General features: G+C 59.5%; 20 protein-coding genes and 2 pseudogenes. 8 read left to right on the top strand and 14 right to left on the bottom strand.

The features are described 5' to 3' along the window. Nucleotides 1–36 precede the first annotated feature (36 nt). Both KDX39_RS04020 and KDX39_RS04015 read right to left on the bottom strand, forming a co-directional pair. On the bottom strand, nt 37–1188 hold the full coding sequence (locus KDX39_RS04020; RefSeq protein WP_231659481.1) for an acyl-CoA dehydrogenase family protein: 1152 nt from the start codon (nt 1186–1188) through the stop codon (nt 37–39). A gap of 3 nt (nt 1189–1191) precedes the next feature. Then, nucleotides 1192–2289 (bottom strand): enoyl-CoA hydratase/isomerase family protein, encoded by a 1098-nt coding sequence (locus tag KDX39_RS04015; protein WP_231659480.1) that lies wholly within the window; start codon nt 2287–2289, stop codon nt 1192–1194. Between the two features lie 289 nt (nt 2290–2578). On the opposite strand from KDX39_RS04015, the gene KDX39_RS04010 reads away from it, so the two are divergent. Both KDX39_RS04010 and KDX39_RS04005 read left to right on the top strand, forming a co-directional pair. Next, a complete protein-coding gene (locus KDX39_RS04010) occupies nt 2579–4258 on the top strand; it encodes an MFS transporter (protein ID WP_231659479.1) in 1680 nt (559 codons plus the stop codon). Beyond that, a complete protein-coding gene (locus tag KDX39_RS04005) occupies nt 4255–5454 on the top strand; it encodes an HlyD family secretion protein (protein ID WP_231659478.1) in 1200 nt (399 codons plus the stop codon). Before KDX39_RS04010 ends, KDX39_RS04005 begins: the two co-directional genes overlap by 4 nt. An 82-nt stretch (nt 5455–5536) precedes the next feature. On the opposite strand, the gene KDX39_RS04000 is transcribed toward KDX39_RS04005, so the two are convergent. Together KDX39_RS04000 and KDX39_RS03995 are read right to left on the bottom strand one after the other, a co-directional pair. After that, nucleotides 5537–7153 carry an inorganic phosphate transporter gene (locus KDX39_RS04000; RefSeq protein ID WP_231659477.1) on the bottom strand — a complete coding sequence of 539 codons (1617 nt, stop codon included), beginning with the start codon at nt 7151–7153 and terminating at the stop codon, nt 5537–5539. Nucleotides 7154–7287: 134 nt separating this feature from the next. Further along, nucleotides 7288–8307, bottom strand: coding sequence for a transporter (locus KDX39_RS03995; RefSeq protein WP_231659476.1), 1020 nt, complete (start codon nt 8305–8307; stop codon nt 7288–7290). A gap of 180 nt (nt 8308–8487) precedes the next feature. Between KDX39_RS03995 and KDX39_RS03990 the strand changes: the two genes are divergently transcribed. Beyond that, a complete protein-coding gene (locus KDX39_RS03990; protein WP_231659475.1) occupies nt 8488–10218 on the top strand; it encodes a type III effector HrpK domain-containing protein in 1731 nt (576 codons plus the stop codon). On the opposite strand, the gene KDX39_RS03985 is transcribed toward KDX39_RS03990, so the two are convergent. The 4 genes from KDX39_RS03985 to KDX39_RS03970 form a co-directional block, all read right to left on the bottom strand. Further along, nucleotides 10219–11040 carry an aldo/keto reductase gene (locus tag KDX39_RS03985; protein WP_231659474.1) on the bottom strand — a complete coding sequence of 274 codons (822 nt, stop codon included), beginning with the start codon at nt 11038–11040 and terminating at the stop codon, nt 10219–10221. It abuts the gene before it with no gap. Nucleotides 11041–11120: 80 nt separating this feature from the next. Next, nucleotides 11121–12752 carry a methyl-accepting chemotaxis protein gene (locus tag KDX39_RS03980; RefSeq protein ID WP_231659473.1) on the bottom strand — a complete coding sequence of 544 codons (1632 nt, stop codon included), beginning with the start codon at nt 12750–12752 and terminating at the stop codon, nt 11121–11123. Between the two features lie 388 nt (nt 12753–13140). Next, complete coding sequence (locus KDX39_RS03975) at nt 13141–13749, bottom strand: TetR/AcrR family transcriptional regulator (RefSeq protein WP_184319392.1); 609 nt, start codon at nt 13747–13749, stop codon at nt 13141–13143. Nucleotides 13750–14257: 508 nt separating this feature from the next. After that, nucleotides 14258–14455: a hypothetical protein gene (locus KDX39_RS03970; protein ID WP_231659472.1), complete on the bottom strand. Its 198-nt coding sequence runs from the start codon at nt 14453–14455 to the stop codon at nt 14258–14260. Between KDX39_RS03970 and KDX39_RS03965 the strand changes: the two genes are divergently transcribed. Continuing rightward, nucleotides 14432–14785 (top strand): (R)-mandelonitrile lyase, encoded by a 354-nt coding sequence (locus tag KDX39_RS03965; RefSeq protein WP_442964522.1) that lies wholly within the window; start codon nt 14432–14434, stop codon nt 14783–14785. The genes KDX39_RS03970 and KDX39_RS03965 overlap by 24 nt on opposite strands. Before the next feature lie 109 nt (nt 14786–14894). Further along, nucleotides 14895–15563, top strand: coding sequence for a carboxymuconolactone decarboxylase family protein (locus KDX39_RS03960; protein ID WP_231659471.1), 669 nt, complete (start codon nt 14895–14897; stop codon nt 15561–15563). Nucleotides 15564–15688: 125 nt separating this feature from the next. Here KDX39_RS03960 and KDX39_RS03955 read toward each other — a convergent pair whose 3' ends face one another. Together KDX39_RS03955 and KDX39_RS03950 are read right to left on the bottom strand one after the other, a co-directional pair. Further along, nucleotides 15689–15859 carry a hypothetical protein gene (locus KDX39_RS03955; protein ID WP_231659470.1) on the bottom strand — a complete coding sequence of 57 codons (171 nt, stop codon included), beginning with the start codon at nt 15857–15859 and terminating at the stop codon, nt 15689–15691. A gap of 192 nt (nt 15860–16051) precedes the next feature. Then, nucleotides 16052–16279 (bottom strand): annotated as a pseudogene (locus KDX39_RS03950) (LysR substrate-binding domain-containing protein); the annotation flags it as partial. A gap of 575 nt (nt 16280–16854) precedes the next feature. Between KDX39_RS03950 and KDX39_RS26525 the strand changes: the two are divergent. Then, nucleotides 16855–17622, top strand: a pseudogene (locus tag KDX39_RS26525) (MCP four helix bundle domain-containing protein); the annotation flags it as partial. After that, the gene (locus KDX39_RS26520; RefSeq protein ID WP_442964526.1) at nt 17617–18480 is read left to right on the top strand and encodes a methyl-accepting chemotaxis protein; all 864 of its coding nucleotides are present in this window, start codon (nt 17617–17619) and stop codon (nt 18478–18480) included. The pseudogene KDX39_RS26525 and the gene KDX39_RS26520, both read left to right, overlap by 6 nt. A gap of 201 nt (nt 18481–18681) precedes the next feature. On the opposite strand, the gene KDX39_RS03940 is transcribed toward KDX39_RS26520, so the two are convergent. Continuing rightward, entirely contained in the window at nt 18682–19974 is a 1293-nt protein-coding gene (locus KDX39_RS03940) for a PQQ-dependent sugar dehydrogenase (protein ID WP_099228197.1), read from the bottom strand. Next, nucleotides 19971–20399, bottom strand: a complete 429-nt coding sequence (locus tag KDX39_RS03935) for a DUF2231 domain-containing protein (RefSeq protein WP_099228198.1) — start codon at nt 20397–20399, stop codon at nt 19971–19973. Before KDX39_RS03935 ends, KDX39_RS03940 begins: the two co-directional genes overlap by 4 nt. A gap of 437 nt (nt 20400–20836) precedes the next feature. Here KDX39_RS03935 and KDX39_RS03930 point away from each other — a divergent pair, with 437 nt between their 5' ends. After that, complete coding sequence (locus KDX39_RS03930; RefSeq protein WP_231659468.1) at nt 20837–21415, top strand: CGNR zinc finger domain-containing protein; 579 nt, start codon at nt 20837–20839, stop codon at nt 21413–21415. A 7-nt stretch (nt 21416–21422) separates the two neighbouring features. Here KDX39_RS03930 and KDX39_RS03925 read toward each other — a convergent pair whose 3' ends face one another. Then, entirely contained in the window at nt 21423–21794 is a 372-nt protein-coding gene (locus tag KDX39_RS03925; RefSeq protein WP_231659467.1) for a hypothetical protein, read from the bottom strand. Between the two features lie 66 nt (nt 21795–21860). Beyond that, nucleotides 21861–22922, bottom strand: coding sequence for an SDR family oxidoreductase (locus KDX39_RS03920; RefSeq protein WP_210070240.1), 1062 nt, complete (start codon nt 22920–22922; stop codon nt 21861–21863). Nucleotides 22923–22940 lie beyond the last annotated feature (18 nt).

Below are 22940 nucleotides of genomic sequence, written 5' to 3'. Positions count from 1 at the left end.
GCCGGTCCCCGGGGCATTCGCACCAGGGACCGTTCCTCAGACCGGATAGTGGCGCAGTTCGCGTGCGATCAGCAGGCGTTGAATCTCGCTGGAGCCCTCGTAGATCTGAGTGATACGGGCATCCCGGTAATAACGCTCCACCGGGTAGTCCTCCAGGTAGCCGTATCCGCCATGAATCTGTATCGCCTTGGAGCAGACCCATTCGGCCATTTCCGAGGCGAACAGCTTGGCCTGTGACGCCTCTGACAGGCATGGCTGACCGGCACTGCGAAGTCGGGCCGCGTGCAGGATCAGCAGGCGTGCAGCATTGATGCGGGTGTGCATGTCGGCCAGCAGGTTGGCGATGCTCTGGTGTTCAATGATGGGTTTGTCGAACTGCACACGCTCACGGGCGTAGGTCAGCGCGGCTTCGAATGCTGCACGGGCGATGCCCAGCGCCTGGGCGGCAATACCGATACGGCCGCCTTCCAGGTTGGACAGCGCGATGGCAAGGCCCTTGCCGCGCTCGCCCAGCAGGTTGGCAGCCGGAATGCGGCAGTTATCGAGGGTGACTGCGCAGGTATCCGAGGCTCGGATGCCCATCTTGTGTTCGCTGCGGTCCACCACGAAGCCCGGGTTTTCGGTGGGCACCAGGAACGCCGACAGGCCTTTCTTGCCCAGCGCTGGATCGGTCACGGCAAACACGATCGCCAGCTTGGCCCGCTTGCCGTTGCTGACGAACTGCTTGGCACCATTGATCACCCACTCACCGCCCTGCAACTCGGCGCGGGTGCGCAGGTTATGCGCTTCTGAGCCTGCGTGCGGTTCGGTCAGACAGAAGCAGCCAATGGCCTGGCCGGTGGCGAGTTTTTCCAGCCAGGTGTGTTTCTGTTCATCGCTGCCATAGTTGAGAATCGGTCCGCAGCCCACCGAGCTGTGGACGCTCATCAGTGTGCCGGTGGCCGCATCGGCCGCAGAGATTTCTTCGACGGCCAGGGCGTAGGCCACGTAATCGATATAAGTGCCGCCCCATTGCTCGGGCACCACCATGCCCAGCAGGCCAAGCTCACCAAGCTTGCCGACCAGGGCGTCATCGATCCAGCCGGCCTTTTCCCAGGCCTGGGCGTGCGGGGCGATTTCATTGCGGGCAAAGTCGCGCGCCATGTCGCGAATCATGATCTGCTCTTCGGTCAGTTCCAGGTCGTGCATGATTCAGGTCTCCTGGCCGCTGAAAAAACTTTCGACGTGCGCCGCACTGACGTCCTGCGCACTGGCGTGTTTCCATCGCGGCTTCTTGTCTTTATCGATGATGAGGGCACGGATCCCTTCGATCAGGTCGCCGCGCTCGAACCATTGGCGGTCCAGGTGCAGCTCCATGGCGAAGCAGGCGTGCAATGAAAGGTGGCGACCCCGTTGCAGCATTTCCAGGGTCACGGCCATTGCCAGTGGCGAGTGGCCTTGCATGCGTTTGACGGTATCCAGCGCCCACTGATGGGTGTCGGCGATGGTCACTTCCTGCAACTGCTCCAGGATGCTCGGGATATCGGGCAGGCCGAAAAAATGGTCGATGGCGGGGCGCAGGAGTTCAAGGGGAGGGTAGGGCAAGCGTTGGGTGCCCAGCTTGGCCATTGCACCCTGCAGGTCCTTGAGCGGGGTCGACTTCCATTTCAGGTGATCGAGCATATGGTCGAGTCGCGGCAGCATTTCGCTGTTCATCGACCAGTCGGCCAGGCCGCAATACAGCGCGTCGGCAGCGCCGATCTGACTGCCGGTCACGCCGAGCCAGATACCCAGTTCACCCGGCAGCCGGGATAGAAAATAGCTGCCGCCCACGTCAGGGAAATAACCGATCGCCACTTCCGGCATGCCCAGTCGGGTGCGTTCGGTGACCACGCGAAGATCCGCGCCCTGAACCAGCCCCATGCCGCCACCCAGGACCAGCCCGTCCATCAGGGCCATCACGGGCTTGCGGTAACCGTGAATCGTCAGGTCCAGCGCATACTCTTCGACGAAGAACGTCTGGTGCAGATCCAGTCCGTTGCGGTGGCTCTCGTACAGCGAGCGAATGTCGCCGCCTGCACAGAACGCCTTGCCGCCTGCCCCGCGCAATACGACAGCATGGATACCCTCGTCATCGGCCCACGCGTCGAGCTGTTGCCTGAGGGTGCGCACCATCTCCAGATCCAGCGCGTTAAGGTCCGCAGGGCGATTGAGTGTCAGGTGACCAATATGATTGCGTACATCGACCAGAATCGCGCCCCGATTGACAGGTCGTCGAACCGGCAGGGCGGATGAAGCCTGTGAACTCATTCTGAACTCCTTGTTCGTTTGCGCTTTTTTTCTTGTCTGTTCCCGGCGTCGCAGCCGATCGTAGCAGTGCAAATCTGCAAAGCAAAACTGCGTTTAAGCATAGCCCCAAGTTTCAAATTGCCATCGTTTGCGGCTCTGTTCGGTGCGATGAGCTTTAATCCATCTGCCTGCCACATGAATCATCGTGGCGTTCATGAGTATTCTCGCTGCTGTGACTGTCACACATGGGAATTCCTCAAGCCCTTCCATGAAATGATTTCCATGAACGACCTGCCATGAGCGACTTCTGGTGAGCGATAAATACGCCCCGCGCGAATGGGCGCCCCATGAACGTCCCACGATGCCGGGTTCGCCGTCGACGCCCTTGCACTCCAATGCGCGGCGCTGGGCGTTCGCGCTGGTAGGTGTGATCGTGGCGCTGACCGGCGCGCTGGGCAATGCACTGGTCATCGCCAACCTGCCTTATCTGCAAGGTGCGTTGGGCGCTACTTCTCAGGACATCGCCTGGCTGCCGGCCGCCTACATCATGACCAACGTGTCGATGAATCTGCTGCTGGTCAAGTTCCGTCAGCAGTTCGGTCTGCGTGCCTTCACCGAGCTGTTTCTGGTGCTGTATGCGCTGGTGACGCTGGCGCATCTGTTCGTAAACGACATCGATTCGGCCATCGCAGTACGGGCCGCCCACGGCATGGTCGGCGCAGCGCTCAGTACGCTGGGCCTGTATTACATGATTCAGGCCTTCCCGCAGAAATGGCGGATGAAGGCATTGGTACTCGGCCTGGGCACCGCGCAGCTGGCCACTCCTCTGGCGCGTCTGGTTTCCGAGGACCTGCTGCAGATTGCACAATGGCGCGGCCTGTACCTGTTCGAACTGGGCATGGCGATGCTGTCGCTGGGCTGCGTGCTGATGCTCAAACTGCCGCCGGGGGATCGTTTCAAGGCGTTCGAAAAACTCGACTTCCTGACCTTCGGCCTGCTCGCGCCGGGGTTCGCATTGCTGTGCGCGGTGCTGTCGCTGGGGCGCATCGAGTGGTGGCTGGAAGCGCCGTGGATCGGCATTGCGTCGGCGGCGTCCATCGCGCTGATCTGCGCGGGCCTTGCCATTGAACACAACCGCAGCAATCCGTTGCTGATCACTCGCTGGCTGGGCAGCGGCTCGATTCTGCGGCTGGGGCTGGCGGTGATCCTGTTTCGCATCGTGCTGTCGGAGCAGTCGGTGGGTGCAGTCGGCTTTCTTCAGGCGTTGAACATGGGCAGTCAGCAACTGCACACGCTCTATCTGGTGATGCTGCTGGGCAGTGTCGCGGGGCTTGTGGTCAGTGCCCTGACCATCAATCCTGCGCATCTGATCAAGCCGTTGCTGATCTCGCTGGCGATGATGGCGGCAGGGGCGTGGATGGACAGTCATTCGACCAACCTGACCCGTCAGTCGAACATGTACCTCAGTCAGTTCCTGCTGGCGTTCGGCGGTACGTTCTTTCTGGGTCCGACGCTGGTACTGGGCATCAGCGGCGTGCTCGCCAATCCGCGCAACATGATCAGTTTTTCTGTGTTGTTCGGGATCACGCAGAACATTGGCGGCCTGATAGGGTCTGCTGCCTTGGGCACGTTTCAGGTCGTGCGCGAGAAATTCCACTCCAGCCACATCGTCGAACACCTGACCCTGATCAATCCGCTGGTGCAGTCGCGGCTGCAAAGCTACAGCGCCAGTTACGGCTCGGTGATCGCCGACCCGTCGCAACGCAACGTTCAGGGCATCCGGGCCATGGCCACGGCGGCCACCCGCGAGGCAAATGTGCTGGCTTACAACGACGTGTTCATGTTGATCGCGTTGATTGCGGTACTGACCATGGTCTGGATTTCCTTCCGGGTCATTTGGCTGAAAATGACCACTCAACCCCAGGCGCTGGCCCCTGTTGCACCAGCCGCACCGCCTTCCGTATCACCGACCGGCGCACAACCTTCATGACCGAACCCAACACTCCTGACTCCAAACCAGACGCCGAGCGCAGCACTGCCGCGAGTGGTGAAACCGTCAAACGCACTGACGGTCCGGCTCCCGCACCACTGAAATCTCCGGTCACCAGTCGCCCAAGTTCGCGGCGCAAGCGCGTCATCTCTTCGGTCCTGTTTGGTACCGTCGCGCTGGCCGGTGTTCTGATCGTGCTGTATGCGTGGCAATTGCCCCCGTTCACCAGTCCGATCCAGAGTACCGAGAATGCTCAGGTGCGCGGCCAGACCACGTTGATCAGCCCGCAACTGAGTGGCTACGTGTACGAAGTGCCGGTGCAGGACTTCCAGTTCGTCAAAACGGGCGACCTGCTGGTGCGGCTGGACGATCGCATTTACCGGCAACGTCTGGATCAGTCGCTGGCCCAGCTGAATGTGCAGAAGGCCTCGTTGGCCAACAACCTGCAACAGCGGCACAGTGCCGAAGCGACCATTGTCCAGCGTCAGGCCCAGTTGCAGAACACTATTGCGCAAAGCCGTAAAAGTGCCGCCGACCTGCGGCGCAATCAGGCGCTGGTGACCGATGGTTCGGTATCGAAAAGCGAACTGGACGTGACCCGTGCCGCCGATGCTCAGGCGAGCGCCGCCGTCGCCGAAGCCAAGGCGACCTTGCAGATCGCCCGCGAGGACCTGCAGACGGTGATCGTCAATCGGGGCTCACTGGAGGCGTCGGTCGCCAACGCCGAGGCGGCGATTCAACTGGCCCGGATCGATCTGGACAACACCCGCATCGTGGCGCCACGCGACGGTCAGTTGGGACAGATCGGTGTGCGTCTGGGGGCGTATGTCAATTCCGGCGCGCAATTGATGGCGCTGGTGCCGGAGCGGCGCTGGATCATCGCCAATATGAAAGAAACCCAGATGGCCGACGTGCGTCTGGGGCAATCGGTCAGTTTCACCGTCGATGCGTTGGATAACCAGACGATGCATGGTCGCGTGCAGCGTATATCGCCTGCCACCGGGTCCGAGTTCAGCCTGTTGCCCGCCGACAATGCCACGGGCAATTTCGTGAAGATCTCCCAACGCATCCCGGTACGCATCGTGGTCGACGATGACCAGCCGATGCTTGAACGACTGCGGCCGGGGATGTCGGTGGTGGTGAGCATCGACACCAGCACCGAGGGTGATGTGCCGCCGGATCCGACGATGCCTTGATCCGCGGATACTGCCTGGGTGATCGATCCCACGTCTGCCTGTCCACGCAGAGCGTCGGGAACGATCAGCCAGGACTGCTCATTCAAAACAAATGACTGAACACCCAGTACAGCGAGCCCGATAACAAAATCGCGGCGGGCAGTGTCAGCACCCAGGCCGTCGCCAGGTTACGCAAGGTGCGCATCTGCAGGCCGGAGCCGTTGGCGACCATCGAGCCCGCCACACCGGAAGACAGCACATGGGTCGTGGAAACCGGCAGGCCGTACATGTCCGCTGCGCCGATGGTGAACATCGCCACCACTTCCGCCGAGGCGCCCTGGGCGTAGGTCAGGTGAGTTTTGCCGATTCGCTCACCCACCGTCACCACGATCCGTTTCCAGCCAACCATGGTGCCCAGGCCCAGCGCGATGGCGACCACGATCTTGACCCAGGTTGGAATGAAGCGCGTGGCGTCATCAATCTGTTTCTTGAAGGCTTCCAGCTTGTTCTGGGTGTCTACGTCGAAATTTCCGACCTTTTTCTTCTCCATCACGCGGATGGTTTCCGAGGTCAGGTACATGTCGTTTCGCACGTTGGTGACCGCCTCGGCAGGCACTTTGGACAGTGAGCCGTAAATGCGTACTTCATTGCCGATCTTGCCCGCCATCACCGCCAGCGCTGGAATCAGGTCCGGCGTCGATTCCTTGCTGACCAGATAATCCGAGAGCGTCTGGCGCGAATCTGTCGGGGCAGGCAGCGGGGCGCTGCGAATCAGCGCCTGTTGCGTGACCTCGGCCACTGCCGCGAACTGCGTCGCCTGATCGGCAGGCATGGTGCGGTTCAGCGCGTAGGCCATCGGCAGGGTGCCGACCAGAATCAGCATGATCAGCCCCATGCCTTTCTGCCCGTCGTTGGAACCGTGGGCGAACGATACGCCGGTGCAGGTCACGATCAGCAGGCTGCGGATCCACCATGGCGGCGGGGCGTTGCCTTCCGGCGCTTTGTAGAGCGCACGGTTCTTGATGAACATGCGCATCGCCAGCAACAGCAGCGCAGCACAAGCGAACCCCACCAGTGGCGAGAGCAGCAGCGAATAACCGATCTTGGTCGCCTGCGACCAGTCCACACCGCTGGTGCCGTCACGCCCGTGCATCAAGGCGTTCGCAATGCCGACGCCGATAATCGAGCCGATCAGCGTGTGCGAAGACGAAGCGGGCAGGCCGAGCCACCAAGTGCCCAGGTTCCAGATGATCGCTGCAATCAGCAGCGCGAAAATCATTGCGAAACCGGCTGACGAACCGGTTTGCAGGATCAGTTCCACCGGCAGCAAGGCGATGATGCCGAACGCGACCGCACCGCTGGACAGCATCACACCCAGAAAATTGAAGAACCCTGACCAGACCACTGCGAAGCCCGGCGGCAGGGAGTGGGTATAGATCACGGTAGCTACTGCGTTGGCCGTGTCGTGAAAGCCATTGACGAATTCGAAGCCCAGCGCAATCAGCAATGCCACGCCCAACAGGATGAAAGGCGTCCAGGTGGTGACCACCGTGCCCATGTCATCCACGTCCTGCTTGAGGCTGTAACCGGTGAACGCAAGCCCTGCGATGAGAATGGCGAAGAAGATCGTCATGGTCAGGCGACCGGGTTTGCGCCCGAACTGGGTTGCCGACAGGCTCGCCCCGCCAGAGGCGTCGGGGGAAAGTGCGTTGATAGCCATGTGCGCAATACCTGATTGAAAGATTACTGCCATGGTCATTGCAAAATGTGACAGAGATGCGACACAGATCAATTCATCGGGTATTCAGACAGGTTTCCTGATAACCGGCAGCGTCATCTCCTTCAAGGGAGGCGTCAGTAATCGCCGCGCTTGCGAAAGGCCCAGCGACCCGCCACCAACGTGAAGGTCGCGACCAGGGCCACCAGAATCCAGAAGCCTTCCGGGTCAGTGGCAAGCGGTACGCCGCCGACATTCATGCCGAAGAAGCCGGCGACGATGTTGATCGGCAACGCCAGCACCGTGACGACGGTCAGGGTGAAGAGGGTGCGGCTGCTCTGCTCGTTGAGGTTGGCGGCGATCTCTTCCTGCAGCAGCTTGATGCGTTCGCCCAGTGCCGTCAGGTCGTTGATGACCAGCGATGATTCTTCGATGGACTGGCGCAACGCCTGCACATCCTGTTCGCGCAACCATTGTGGCGGGCGATGCAGCAGGCGCATCAGCGAGCCCGGCTCCAGCGCCAGAAGACGTTGCAGACGAACCAGCACTCGGCGCATGGCACCCAGTTCCGAGCGGTTGTTGCTCAGGCGCTGGGACAGCAGTTGGTCCTCGATGCGGTCGACATTCACGCTGGTCTTGCGCAGGAACTGGGTCAGCACCTCACCCTGATCGCTCAACAGGTGAGCCAGCAGCTCCAGTGGCGAGTCGAACTGCTCGCCACGCTTGACTGCCGAGCGCAGCTTGTCCACCGAGCGCAACGGTTGCAGCCGGGCCGTGATCAACAGCCGTTGCCGGGCACAGACCCACAGGGTGGAGATATCGGTCGAGAGCCGGTTGAAGTCGAACACCACGTCGTTGACGACCGCCAGCAACGTGGCGTCCACATGCTCGATGCGGGTCGAGCGCGAGCCTTCGTGCAGGGCCTCGAAAAACTCTTCAGGCAATTCCAGGTGGGTCTTCATCCAGCGTTCGCAGGCTGCGTGCGAGAGATTGAGGTGCAGCCAGATGAAGTCGTTGCTGTCGGTCGGATTCTGCAGATAGTCGAGCGCCGCGACCGAGCCGATTTCCTGACCGCTTTCACCGGGCCGAAAGCGGAAGCCGTAAAGCAGCCCGAACAGATCGGAGTCCTGATGATGGTGCGCGATGCTGTTGTTCATGGCAGTCCACGTGCGGCCAGGCCCGGACGGGGAGGCGAAGTGCGCATGATGACAAGCGGTTATTTCAGATTTGTGACGACTTGTTACGGGATCTTTCTTTTCTCGCGCCGCTGGAACTCAGCTCTTTCCGGGGCCACTCAGGGCGAATGCTGCTGTCTCTTCAACCTGCAGGTACCCCCGATGAGTGACCCGATCGCCCGCGCTTCCCGCGAAACGAGTATCCCCGAGCTTTTTACATCAGGGCAGTTCAACCCTGTCGGTGGATCGCCTCAAGTGAACGAGACGTCCGGACCGGCTGCGTCGGGAGTCGAGTATGGCAACCCCGGCACGCTCACTCAGTTGCTGAGCAGCAACGTCGCCCAGACCGGCGCAGAGTCGTTGTTGAAACGGCTGCTGAGCGCCTTGAGCAGCCAGTTGGCAGGGCAGAACACACAGACGGTTCAGAGCGGCTACACGGATATCGACCAGTCGGGCTTCAACTCGTCCAAGGCGCTCGGAAAGTGGGATGCGCTGCTCGACGGTACGCCACCGGCTGAAAGGGATCAGGCTGCGCGAGAGTTGAACAGGCCGATCGCCGTGGCCCGCATGATCGCCGAGGGCGGCCCTCAGGCGGACAAGGCCTGGGCATTCCTTGAGGCCAACCCCGATCTGAAAACCGCGATGGACACCGCTCAGGGTGGCAAGGCGGATGGCAAGATCACCAAAAAGGATGCCCGGACCTTTGCCCGCAATATGGAAAAACAGGTCGAGCGCGGCACTGACAGCCTGAATGATTACCGCAAGGACAACCCTGACGCCGGCCCACAGTCCACCGAGCTGGTACGTTCCGCTGCCATGATGATGGCCTATGAACCGATCACCGCAGCATCTGATCCGTCCAACGCTCAGGGCGCGCAAGATCAGAAGAAGGTGAACGGACGCACCACAAGTGCCGGGCTGAAGGCCATGAGCGAAGAGAATCCCGGCCTTTCCGATCTCGCCAGGAATGCCGCCACCACCTGGGCGCAGCCGGGCATGTTCGAGATGATGGATCAGGGCAACCGGCGCGGCAAAAAGCTGGCGACCCATGCGCCGGACGGTCTGATGGTCAAGAAAGACATCAGCGCCTGGATCAAGAACAAGGCGCCTGTGGATGACGAAGGCTTTTCCCGGGTGATCTCGGATGCGGCGACGGTAGGTGCCGTGGCTAAGACCGACATCAGCAGCCTGGGCAAGGACGTGTTCGCCAACCCGCAGAATTACAGTGGCGAGCAGAAGTCAGCCGTTCTGGTGGAGTTGCAGCAGGTGAGTGAATACGTGGTCGCCGGGCGCTCGATTCGCGGCACCGAGGCCACTGAAACTGCGCTGGGCGAGAAGATCGCCCAATTGCAGAATGACCCGGATGTACAGGCGTTTCTGGGCGACAACGTCGAAAGACAGGCGCAGATGATTGTGGGCAGCGATCCGGCGCTGGCCAGCGTGGTCAACCAGACGGCTTCTGCGAAAGCCACGTCCGGCGCACCGGGCATGTCCGCGGCGTTCGTACCGGGCGGCACCAACAGAAACACCAATGACAAGAAAGAAGACGTGAAACTTGCCGCCAGTGCCTTTCAGGAAGTGACCGACATTGGTGACAAGATCGGCGTCAAGCGCGCCGGTTCACAGGCCGCGGTGGGGCTTGGAGGGCGTGTCGCAGCCGCGGTGGGCGGCCGGATTGTGGGCGCCATTGCCGGTCAGGCCGCCGGTGCCGCCGCCGCTTCAGCGATTGGCGCGGCGGCAGGTCCGGTGGGCTGGGTGGTCAGCGGCGCCATCGGGCTGGGGATGGGCATCTCCGAGATCGTCAGTTCGGTCAAGGAGCGCAAGGAACGCAAAGCCTTCAGCCGGACCGTGAACCCTGTACTGGATCAGTTCGACATTCCCCGTCCCAAGTGATCAGACCATTGCCAATGGCATCTTGCGGGTGGGCGTCGGCCAGGCCCGATCGATATCGGCCAGGTCTTGTTCGGTCAACCTGATCTGTTCCGCCTCGACGTTCAAGCGGATGTGCTCGGGATCGGTCGCTTTCGGGATGGCGATCATGTTGTCCTGGCGCAGCACCCATGCCAGCGATATCTGCGCAGGCGTGGCGCTGTGACGATTGGCGATTTCATGCAGGGCAGGGTGGTACAGCAGATCACCCGCCTGACCGATCGGGCAGTACGCCATGAGTGGCAAATGACGATTGGCACTCCATAGCATCAGGTCGAACTCGATGCCACGCTGCTCCGGGTTGTACAGCACCTGATTGGTGGCGCAACGCGGGTTGTCCAGTTCGATCATGTCCGGTACATCGAAATTGGAAACACCCCAGGCACCGATCTTGCCGTCTTCGCGCAGGCGTTCGAACGCTTCGACGGTCTCGGTCAGCGGGTACTGACCCGGCCAGTGCAACAGATAAAGATCGATATAATCGGTGTTCATCCGACGCAGGCTGGCCTCGCAAGCCTTCGGAATACCCGTACGGCTGGCGTTGTGCGGATACACCTTGCTGACGACGAACACCTTGTCGCGCTGTCCGGCAATGGCTTGACCGACGATTTCTTCGGCGGCGCCGTCGGCATACATCTCAGCGGTGTCGATCAGGGTCAGACCCTGTTCGATGCCGCGACACAGCCCGGCAATTTCTGCCGAGCGCAAATGACCTTTTTCACCCATGTGCCAGGTGCCTTGACCCAGCACTGGCACGGTGCTGCCTGCCAATTCCAGTGTGCGCATGTGACCCCCTGCAGTTAGTGAACAGGTCTCAGGCAACGGTGTGTGCAGGAGGTTCCCGCACACACCGTTGAAGCGATCAATTACACGCGGAATTGCTTCAGCAGGTCGTTCAGCTGGTCGCTCAACCTTCTCAGGTGCTGGCTGGCCGTGGTGGACTGTTCGGCTGCCAGCGCAGTGCTCTGCGACAGTTGTGCGGCCTGGGTGACGTTCTGGTTGATGTCATCGACCACGTGTGACTGTTGCAACGTGGCGCTGGCGATGGAGGCGTTCAGACCGTTGAGGTTGCGCAGGGCCTGACTGATCGATGTCAGGCTCTGGCCCGCCTGATTGGCCTGTTCGATGGTCAACTGCGAGGAACGACTGCTGTCGCCGATGACCTTGACCGCCGCATCCGAATGCCGTTGCAGGCGCTCGATCATCGCCTGGATTTCGGCCGTGGATTTTTGCGTGCGCTGCGCCAGCAGGCGTACTTCGTCCGCCACCACCGCAAACCCGCGACCCTGTTCCCCGGCGCGTGCCGCTTCGATGGCCGCGTTCAGCGCCAGCAGGTTGGTCTGCTCGGCAATCGAGCTGATCACTTCCAGTACACCGCCAATCTGGGTGCTTTCGCTGGACAGCGTCTGCATGACTTCCACCGCCTGGCCGATCGTGTCCGAGAGGTGCTCGATCTGGCGCAGGCTGTTGTCGATGTTGACCTGACCCTGCTGCGCCTGGGATTCGGCATTGCGCATCTCACTGGCAGCGTGTTCGGCATTCTTGGCCACGTCCTGCACGCCATAGGTGACTTCGTTGACGGCGGTGGCCACCAGATCCATCTGCTGCGACTGTTGCTGGCTGCGGTTCTGCGCCTGCTCGGCGTTGTTGCCCAGATCGGTGGACGCCTGCCCGAGTGTCACGGCAGAGTTCTGCAACTGGCCCACCACGTTGCGCAGCTTGGCGATGAATGCATTGAAATGAGTGCCCAGTTCAGTGATCTCGTCGCTGCCATGGGTTTCCAGCGTGCGGGTCAGATCGCTTTCGCCGCTAGCGATATTGCCCATCGCGCTGACGGCCGCTCTGAGAGGGCGAACAATGCTGCGCACGATCAGGGTCAGCATCAGGATCATGACCACCACGATGCCCGCGATGAAAATCCCGGCGTTCCACATCTGCGTCTTGAACTCTGCGGCCACATCGTCCACGTATACGCCGGAACCAAGAATCCAGCCCCAGGGTTGAAACAACTGGACGTAGGAGGTCTTTTTCACCGGATCGGTGGCGCCTGGCTTGGGCCAGCGATAATTGACCAGACCAGCGCCCTGGCTTTTGACGACCGTTACCATTTCGTTGAACACCGCAAAACCGTCCGGGTCCCGAATGGCCGACAGGTTCTGGCCTTCAAGCTTGGGATTGGTCGGGTGCATGATCATCACGGGCTGCAGGTCGTTGATCCAGAAATAGTCATTCTGGCTGTAACGCAGCCCTTTGATTTCCTTCAAGGCCTGTTGCTGGGCGGCCTCGCGTGGCAGGGTGCCGGCGGCTTCAAGGCCCTGATAGAAGGTAAGAATGCCGCTGGCGGTCTGCACCACATGCATGGTCTTCTCGGCCTTGGCCTGATAGAGATCGTCGTGAATCTGCTTGAGCAGGGTGGCTGCGAGGACAAAGAGCATCAGCACAGAAACGATAAGAATCAGCCATAACCGACGGCTGATGGACAAACTGCGCATATTCATGATCTCTACCCCATACGTTATTTTCTTTTTCTTTTTTCTTCCCTGAAGCGGTCGTCCCGACTGGCGCCAACGCCGACTATCAGGGCCTCTCCAGCTTCTCGGCGCATCATGACCAAACATGAGATGACCGTCACATTTATTTGCAGGGTTGCGGAACTATTTTGAAACCATAGCGAAAGGCTTACACCAACAGGCGTCATTGGCTCTATCGGATGCCCCTGAGTGAATGTAGGATCCAATTCAACAACTGCAGCGAAGGATCGATGCAGCGATCACGGAAGATCGGCCATTGCCAGGAGGCTACTGACAGGATGTCGGGATGGACATGTGCAGGAACGACCCGCTTCGGCGGGTTTTTTGCGTTTGGGGAACGCGTTTTTTTGCCGCGCTACCTGTCCGGCTCACAGCCTTTGAGCACCAGACGCAGGATGGTCCGGGTCGCCGCTTCGTAATCGCTGTCCTCCAGCGCAGCCTTGCCGGTCACGGTTGCGATCTGCCAGTCGAAATCGGCGTACGTCTGGGTCGCTGCCCAGATCGTGAACATCAGGTGGTGCGGGTCGAGCGGGGCAATCTGTCCGCTGTCGATCCATGCCTGAATGCATTCGATATTGTGGCGGGCCTGTCCGTTGAGCTGTTCGATCTGTACAGGCGTCAGGTGCGGCGCTCCATGCATGATCTCGCTGGCAAACACCTTCGACGCAAACGGCAGGTCTCGGGAAATCTGAATCTTGGCGCGAATGTAGCGGCTGAGCACTTCGGCCGGAACGCCTTCGGGGTTGAAGGGGGTAGAGGCGCGCAAAATAGGTTCGATGATGCTTTCCAGCACCTCGCGGTACAGGTTTTCCTTGGACTTGAAGTAGTAATAGACATTGGGTTTCGGAACACCGGCCTTGGCGGCGATATCGCTGGTCTTGCTGGCAGCGAAGCCCTTGTCGGCAAATTCCTCGCTGGCGGCGCGCAGGATGAGTTCTTTATTGCGCTCGCGAATGCTGCTCATGAACCGGATATTCCCTTGCCTGCATGGCGGTCGCGCATGGTAGCACCGGGTTTGCGAAGGGCTCAATGCTGGGTGGTGTCGGGCTGTGCGTCAGTGTCGAACGCTGTGCAAACCTGCCCCAGCGCAACCCTGGTGTCCGCATATCGGTGCCTTGCTACAGAGGGCGTGTTGCAGGTATAGCAAAAGGCTTACAGCGTCAGACGTTATTGGCTCTGTTGCCTGGCTCGCCAGCAACGTAGGATCCAATTCAACAGCTGCAGCGAAGGAACGGTGCAGCGATCAGGGAAGATCGACCATTGCCAGGAGGCTACTGACAGGATGTCGGAATGGTCATGTTCGCAAAACGACCCGCTCCGGCGGGTTTTTTGCGTTTTCGGGACACTGATCAAGCGTCCCTGCCGAGCCCGCCTTGCGTTCCTGTGCCCCCTCGTCGAAAAAACCTGCGCCCTGACACGATGAGCGCGCGCCAGGCTTTGAAGATTGAAGACCGTATCAGCGATCCTGATGTTCAGGAACTTATGGCGTTATTGACGTTGGCGTTCAACAGCTCTTTGTCGAGCCGATTGAGTACAGCGATGCACTCCATCAGTGTGGATTGGCGGTGAAGGTCAATGACGATGTCTGTCGACGCTGAGGCATCAGTGAGTTGATCCAGTGTCACGCGGATCGAGGCTCTGGCGCTGTGAATCACCACCTTGAGATTCATGCTGACCTGCTCCTTCCTGCCCGCTCGCCATCGCAGGTGTCGGCAGGTTACGTCACGGTCCAGCCCGGTGCCCGCTCCATGTGGCATACCCATCCGCTGGGGCAGACCCTGGTCGTGACGTCCGGCACAGGCTGGATTCAGCAGGAGGGTGGCGAGAAGCAGGTGATCCGACCGGGCGATGTGATATGGACGCCGCCGGGCGTCAAGCACTGGCATGGGGCGACGTCCACCACCGGCATGACGCACATGGCCATTCAGGAAGCGCAGAACGGCAAGAACGTCGAGTGGCTGGAGGCCGTGACTGAAGCGCAATATGAGGCCGCGTTATGACGGCTGGCAAACTGGCTCTCTCGACGTTCGCGGTTCTGCTCACCGCCTGTGCCGCCACTGACAAAGGACTCTCCAGCATGAGGTTCCCACGCCCGGCGACGCACGCGCCGTGTCTCCGGCACTGGCCCACAATACTGATGCACTGCTGCTGGGCGAGGTGTGGAAACGCCCCGGTCTGTCCCCGCGCGACAGGAGCCTGGTGACTGTGGCGGTATTGATATCGCGAGGCCAGACGGTCGAGATGGCGTACCACTTCAATCGGGCGCTGGATAATGGCGTCACGCCTTTGGAGCTTTCGGAAACCATTAATCATCTGGCGTATTACTCGGGCTGGGGCAATGCCACGGCAACCCTCCTGATTGCGAAGGAGGTGTTTGCCGTGCGTAATATCGATGCCGATCAACTGGCACCGGTTTCGCCCGCACGACTCCCCCTCGACGAGGCCACCGAACAGGCGCGCGTTGCGCAAGTGGACAAGAACGTCGGCTCCGTTGCGCCGGGCCTCGTGGAATACACGACCAAGGCACTGTTCCGCGATCTCTGGCTGCGGCCGGGGCTGGCACCCAGAGATCGCAGCCTGATTACGGTCAGCTCGCTGGTCGCCAACGGGCAGGTTGCACAGGTGACTTTTCAGCTCAATCGCGCCATGGACAATGGCCTGAAGCAGAGCGAAGCCTCTGAAATGCTCACGCAACTGGCGTTCTATGCTGGCTGGCCGAATACGTTCTCGGCAGTGCCGATCTTCAAGGACGTGTTCAGCAAGCGTCAGGAAGGGTAGGACGTTGTCTGGGGCAGGGCACCCATGGGCTGCAGTTCGCGAATGAGCTCGATCAGCAGACGCAGTCCGACGGGCACCTGCCTGAAGCTGGAGTAATAAGCGTGAAAACCCGGGTCCACATGCGTTCAGTCTTCCAGTACGCGCTGCAATGAACCGGCTGCGATGTAAGGTTCTACGATGGCGGCCGGCACGTACATGAGGCCCACGCCACGGGTGACCAGCGCAACGCCGATACGTGTTTCATCAATGGTGATAGTGCCCGGCACCTCGACTTCAAGCGCCTGGCCCTCCTTCATGAACTGCCAGTCATAGAGTCGGGCATTGCCTAGGCTCTGTACGAAAAGTGGCTGCGCTCGGTGATGCTGCGTTAAAAACAGGCTCGTGCGCGAGTCCGATCGGAATGCTCATTTACAACACGTAGACTCCGCTTCCTCGCCTGTTTTTGCCTTGCCTGACCTTCGCTCGCCGACTTTTCGTACAAAACCTAGACGAATGCGCAGGCAGCGTTGTTGTTTCAGGTCTTCGGGGTGCGTCGGCGTGCCGAAACGTTGCGGGTAATCAGGCGTGCCGACCACCGCCCAGGCCACGTCGGGCGACAGACACCGGGCAATCATGTCTTCCGGGACGGTACCGCCGAACCGGATGCCCGCGTCATGCCCGTCGCCGATCACATCAACCATCTTGTGGGTCACAGTCAGGTCGATTTCGATGTCCGGGGGGTAGTTTCAGGTCTTGCCATCATTTGCGGTGCGTCGCCTTGCGCTGCCTGCGCTGCAACAGCTCATGGCCCGTTACAGCAGCGTGCCTTCATTGCAAATACCCAATACCCGGATCACTGTGTTACGGGTGTTATGGCCCGGACAGCTCAGCAAGTTTCGTTAGTTTGCTCATATTATGGTTAGCTGACTTATTATTTTTCGAGACTAAAGTCTTATCCGATATTGAATGATCGTTCAAAAAATTACATAAATTTCACGTTTGCTGCGCTAGAGTGATATCACTTGGCCATTTCTCTGGTGATTGATTGCAGAATGCTGATCAAGACATATTAATACGTTACTGGCAACGAGAAGTGTTATCACGTGAGTCAAGCGTAGACTGATACGCGGTTTTTGATGCGGGTGTTGGCAGCGTCTTGGACACGTCGTTAGCAAACGCAGTGCGAATCAGCATTGATTGCGGTGCTTTATTCATACCATTGAAGACGCTGACGTCCGTATTTTCAAGAGTCGATACAACACTGCCTTAAGGGCAAGTGTTTCTTATTAATAATTACAAAAAGGGTCCTGCTATGAAGATTCGAAATCTGAATTTAGCGCCACGCTCTGCCGTATTCTTTTCATTGATCATCTCTATTGTGATCGCGCTCGGCATCGTCGCGATAAACCAAATGGAAAAGTTGCACGAGGTGGAGCAGGACGTTGAGTTGAACTGGATGGCGAGCATCCGGCAGACCGGCCTCATGAACTCTGGTGTGCTACGGCTGCGCCTGGAAAGCCTCAGGGCTGTGACCACGCCGGATGAAAAAATCAGGCAAGATACAATCGTTCAATTTGATGGTTTTCGACGTAAACTGGATGACGCAGTTGCTCAATATGAGCCGCTCATCGCCAGTGAAGAAGAGCGCCGTTTGTACTTGGCAGTCAACACGGAAGCGGGTAATTACTCGAAACAACTGGATGCCTTCGAGCGTCTGGTTCGTGCAGAGGATAACGCCAGTGCTGTATTACTGATTAATAATGTCATTCGTCCTCTGACCAATGCACTCGGGGAGAAAATCAATGCACTCACCCTCTTTAATGATGAAGGTGCCAGGCAGGCCGGGTTAAAGGCATCCGCTCTCTATACTCAAGGCTTCTGGACGGTCGTGGGTTTGATTGGAATCGTTGTGGTGTTGACCTTGATACTGGCCACTCTGCTCATCAGAAGTGTGATCTCGCCGACCCGTGAAGCCTTGGCGATCGCAGAGCGAATTGCGGCGGGCGACTTGTCTGAAGATATTCATCCCAGCGGGCGCGATGAGGCTGGCAGGCTTCTGGTTGCTCTGGAGACAATGCAAGTTAATCTGCGTAATACCATCTCTCGTATCTCTGACTCATCGACACAACTGGCGTCTGCTTCGGAAGAAATGACAGCGGTTACTGAAAACGCCAGTAAAGGCCTGGTTCGTCAGAACGATGAAGTGGGTCAGGCCGCGACGGCAGTGACTGAGATGACGGCGGCCGTGGATGAAGTGGCTCGCAATGCCGAAGCGGCCTCAATCACGTCACGCCAGACAATGACGTACACACTGAGTGGAATAGAAAACGTGGCCCAGACGTTGAAGGCCATCGAGGGGCTCGCTGGAAACGTTGTTGAGACAGGCACTCAGGTCAAAGCGTTGTCCACTAGGGCCCAGGACATCAGCAAAGTGGTGGAAGTCATTCGTGCTATCGCCGAGCAAACCAATCTACTCGCGCTCAATGCGGCGATTGAAGCTGCGCGGGCCGGAGAGCAGGGGCGTGGATTTGCAGTAGTGGCCGACGAGGTCCGTGCGCTGGCACACAGAACTCAACAGTCCACGCTTGAGATAGAACAAATGATTTCCGCAATCCAGGGTGATTCTACGCAGGCCGTGACCGCGATGAATGTGAGTTCGGATATGGCCACCCGTGCAATCGGTGTCGCCCAGAGCGCAGATGCCTCCCTTAAGCAGATCGTCGAGGCGATTACCCTGATAAACGAGAGCAACTCACAGATCGCTACGGCGTCCGAGGAACAAGCACAGGTCGCACGAGAGGCTGATCGAAACCTGACCGCTATTCGTGAGTTGTCAACCCAAAGCGCGGCGGCGTCCAGTCAAACGGCGAGTGCATGCGGCGAAATGGCCAACCTTGCGGTTGAACTGAATCGCCTGGTAGGGAATTTCAAGTTTTAGCACTGATGCTGAGGCGAATCTCTGCGGGCATCACGATGGGTGACAAGCAATGGAGCGCCATGTGCCGGGGCGTGGTGTTTGCTGTACAGGAGTCTTCAAAACATCCGGTCGGCAACAGCTTTTAAAAGCTCGGTTGCCGACCGACGTCTTCAGCTGTCAGTTCTCATGAAGGCTGTTCATGCAATCAAAGAGGCCTTGGCTTCACTGATTGCGCGTCACTCGCCACACCGTGTTGGCCAGGTCATCGGCAATGATCAGCGCGCCTTTGGGATCGACCGTTACGCCGACAGGCCGGCCTCGGGTCTTGCCATCATCGCCACGAAAACCGGTCGCGAAGTCCAGCGGTTCACCTGATGGCTTGCCATTGCTGAACGGTACGAAGATCACTTTATAGCCGACCGGATTGTCGCGGTTCCAGCTGCCGTGTTCGCCTACAAAGACGCCATTGGCAAACTTGTCGCCCATTTCCGGAATGGAGAAATCCACACCCAGAGCAGCGACGTGCGAGCCAAGGCTGTAGTCCGGTTTGATCGCGGCGGCGACTTTTTCCGGATTCTGCGGCTGGGCGCGGGTATCGACGTTCTGGCCCCAGTAGCTGTATGGCCAACCGTAGAAGCCACCTTCTTTCACCGAACTGAGGTAATCCGGCACCAGATCCGGGCCCAGTTCGTCACGCTCGTTGACCACGGCCCACAGTTGTCCGGTTTCAGGCTGGATAGTCAGCGCTGTCGGGTTGCGAATGCCGGTGGCGTAGGGCTTGTGCGCGCCAGTCGCAGCATCGATCTGCCACACCATCGCACGATCAATCTCGACTTCCATGCCACGTTCGGTGACGTTGCTGTTGGAGCCGATGCCGACGTACAGGAAGCGGCCATCAGGGCTGATGGTCAGTGCCTTGGTCCAGTGGTGATTGATTGCCGAGGGCAGGTCCGCGACTTTGGTCGGCGCGCCGCTGGCCTGGGTCTGGCCTTCCTGATAATCGAAGCGCACCAGCGCGTCCTGATTAGCCACGTACAGCTTGCCATCAGCGAACGCCAGGCCATAAGGCGCGTTGAGGTTTTCGGCGAACACGGTCTTGGTTTCATAGGTGCCATCGCCGTCAGCATCACGCAGCAATGTCAGACGGTTGCCGCCCTTGACCTTGGTGTTGCCCTCGGCCTTGATGACGCTGGCGATGACATCCTTGGGCTTGAGCTTGGCGGCACTGCCACCACGGCCTTCGGCGACGATGATGTCACCGTTGGGCAGAACAAGCGTCTGGCGCGGAATGCGCAGGTCGGTCGCAATCGCGGTGATCTTGAATCCGTCAGGTACGGTCGGCTTCTGATCGCCCCAGGCCACGGGCTCGGCAATCTTCATGCTCGGCAGCAGGCCGCGTTGCGGTTCCGGCAGCTTAGGGTCCGGGCCGCGCGCCTGAGTGCTGTCCGGCTCACCGCCACAGGCGCTCAACAACAACGCCATGCTCAAGGCTGTCAGTGCGATTTGAGGTCTCATTGCTCATCTCCCGAACGCAGGTTGGTCAGTCCGATCCAGGCGGCCACGACAGCCAGCAGGGTCACGATGACTGAAAGCACCAGGCCCGAAGGCATGACGGCCCAGGCGTCCTTGGCGTGTTCGAACGCGTTGACCAGCCCCAGCACCCAAGTGATCAGCAACAGCAGGAAATACAGCACCGGACGCCCGGCCTTGTGCGCTGCACGGACCAGATTCACCAACGCAAACAACAGCGCAAAACCGCAGAACACCAGCGCCCCGGCGATCAGCCAGGCGGCGAAGTTGGCCCATTGGATCTGGAAGGTCTGGTAGTAGGCAATGTCACTCAACAATGCACCGAGAAACAACGGCACGGTCCCGGCCAGCAGGATCGCGTGAAGCGGGCCTGGTGTCCTTCGGTAAGCGGGATGGGCGGTAACGGTCATAGCGGCTCCTTATCGTTCAGCGATGCCCGGCCAGGTCACGGCACGAATTTACCGGCCGCCGGGGTCGCATTGACTGCGCATAGGAAAGGATCGTGTCGCCAAAGCGATAGTTCAGTGAGTTTTCATGTCGAAATGTGTTGAAGGATCAATGGCATCGGAAATGGAAGACAGCCTCGTGCCAGAGCGGTTGGTGGATGTTGAGGATGAGGCGATACCGGCACTCCGCTTTCCAGTCGCTAGCTCCCGTCTTCGGGAGACCGCTTGCCGGCAGAATCTGCGACCTGGGGCCGCTGCGCAGCCCCTCACTGCCTTCGTAACCTGCGGGAGCTCTCATGCCCTCCGGACTGACCGGGTGAGACAAGCCATTGCGTCCGCCGGTAACTGTTCAAGTAGTATTTATTGGTTACAATGCCTGCCTGAATTTCAGGAGTACTGTGATGACCACCTCTGGCTCGACCGCCCGGCTCCCGGCCCCGTTGATACTCGCCGACCATCCCGCGCTGGATCTGCTCAACACCCGGATGATGATTGACGGGCAGCGCCGCGATCTGTTGATCGGTCACGCGTCGGCGATTCAATGGCTTGAACAGGTTGGTCTGGGAAGTGATGCGTTCGATGAGCGATTGCTCGATGAACTGCAAGAACTGCGCGGGAGCATCGAACAGCTTGTTCAGGCGCGTCTGGAGAACCGCATTGCGGATCCGTCACGACTGAATACCTTTCTGCTCAGGGCTGTGCCGCAGTTGGTATGGGAGCCGTCAAAAGGCCCGGAACTGGACCGTTTCTGTCAGCCGAATGCGACGGATCGCGTCGTGGCGGAGATCGCTTTTGCGGCCGCACAATTGCTGGCCGAGGGTGACTCGTCGCTGCTGCGCAAATGTGAGAGCCATGAATGCTCGCTCATGTTTTATGACCGAACCAAATCGCACAAACGGCGCTGGTGCAGCATGGCGCTGTGCGGCAATCGGCATAAGGTGGCCGAGTTTCGCAAGCGCAAGCAGGACGCGAAAGGCTAGGTTGCGTTCAAGGTTTGCAGATACTGCCCGCTATCGCATCCAGTTCGCGATCATAGCTGGCGCGCTCTGCGGCACTGAGAAAACCCTGGGTCTTCACGAAGCCTGCGCTGTCGGAACGGATTTTCTCAATACGGATGTACAGCGGGTCAGCCTGCTTTTGCGTCAGGCGACCGGCTCTGTACAGACTGCCGATATCCGCCTGCAATACGCTCGCTCTCGTGGAAATATGCGCTTCGTTTCTGTCGGTGATCGTGCCACCGGTCCGGCCTTCAAGCGCTCGCTGTTCAACAAGGTTGCAGCCTGACAAAACCGGTTTTGGTTCAGCTGCAACGGCGCTCAGGCTCAGGGCAGCGAAGGCAGCAGCTACAAGAATTTTCATGGGGTTTCCTGTCATCGTGGGACCGGCCGGGTCAGCCCGGACGGTCCCGATCATGGGGGTGATGATTCAAGGAATCAAACGCTCGCGACGCAGTTTTTCAAACACTTCGAAAAACGCGTCGTCGCTCGCCTTGAATGCGGTAAAGCCCAGTTTGCGGCTTTTCGACATATCGGTGACGACTTCGATCGGGCGACCCAGGTCGGCATCGGTGTGCCACGGTGAGATCAGGCGATTGATATCGCTTTCCTTGAGCTGGTGCTTGCTGACGATCTCGCTCCATGCCTTCTGATCATCGGCCATTTGCTCTTCCAGCGGCGCGGGCTGCGCGGGGAAGTCGGCGGCCTGCAGACCGAAGTAGTCGGCGATCTGGCCCCACATCCAGCTCCAGCGGAACACATCACCGTTGGTAATGTTGAAGGCCTGATTGGCGGCTTCCGGGGTCGTCGCTGCCCACAGCTGTTGCTGAGCGAGCTGGCGGGCATCGGTCATGTCGGTGAGGCTGTCCCACTGGACGCGCGAGCCCGGGAATACGAAAGGACGGCCAGTGGCCTTGCAGATCGTGGCGTAGACGGCCAGCGTGGTCGCCATGTTCATCGCGTTGCCGACTGCCACACCGGTCACGGTGTGAGGACGATGCACGCTCCAGGTGAAGCCGTCTTTCTCGGCAGCGGCGTAGACCTCATCTTCCTGTGCGTAGTAGAAATTCTCGATGTCGAGGCGCGGCTGGGTTTCTCTGAACGGTGTCTGGGGCAGCGTGCCTTTGCCATAGGCTTCGAATGGGCCGAGGTAATGTTTCAGACCGGTCACCAGCGCCACGTGCTGCACGCTTTTGGCGGGACGGACGGCGTCCAGCACATTGCGCACCATGGCCGCGTTGACGCGGATATTCTCGGCCTCGGTGGCCTGGCGCGACCATGTGGTGATGAACACGTGAGTCGGCTTGAGATCGGCCAGCGCGGCGTTGAGCGATGCCGGATCCTGAAGGTCGGCAGCCACTGGAATCACGCCGGGCACGGACGAGGGGCTACGGGAGAGGGCAGCCACCTGCCAATTGTGTTCAAGCAACAATTGCGTGATTGCGCTACCGACAATGCCACTTGCGCCAACAACCAAAGCGGTCTGGGTCATGAGGTTTCTCCTGTGAAT

Source organism: Pseudomonas sp. CDFA 610, from assembly GCF_021147865.1.
Taxonomy (GTDB): domain Bacteria; phylum Pseudomonadota; class Gammaproteobacteria; order Pseudomonadales; family Pseudomonadaceae; genus Aquipseudomonas; species Aquipseudomonas alliivorans.
Note: the sequence above shows the minus strand (reverse complement) of the source record. Positions and strands in the feature narration are given on the sequence as shown.